A 275-nucleotide genomic window follows, 5' to 3' on the forward strand; every position below is an offset into this window, starting at 1 on the left:
TATTATGGGCCAAAACGGTTATAAGAAATTAACCCTTAAGGATCGGGAATGGACTTGTCCAATCTGTCGAACGCACCATATTCGCGATTGGAATGCGGCAGTGAATATTCTAGAAAAAGGATTAGGCAAGTGGCAGAATCCTAAAATAAAAGAAGCAGCCTTATTCGGGACTGCAGTCCGCTAGCAACTCACGGACTCAAAAGGCTTTGGTAATTAGACGACCTCTATCGGCAATAGCCAAAAGATTATTGCTGGTAAGTCAAGTCCGTATCTAA

1 protein-coding gene is annotated in these 275 nt (G+C 42.5%); it reads left to right on the forward strand.

From position 1 onward, the window contains the following. Window positions 1–184 (forward strand): zinc ribbon domain-containing protein (locus JEM49_RS08630; protein ID WP_201874648.1); only part of this gene is annotated, 184 nt, incomplete at its 5' end. Between the last annotated feature and the right edge of the window lie 91 nt (window positions 185–275).

The organism is Lactobacillus sp. A27 (assembly GCF_016742815.1).
Lineage (GTDB): Bacteria > Bacillota > Bacilli > Lactobacillales > Lactobacillaceae > Lactobacillus > Lactobacillus gallinarum.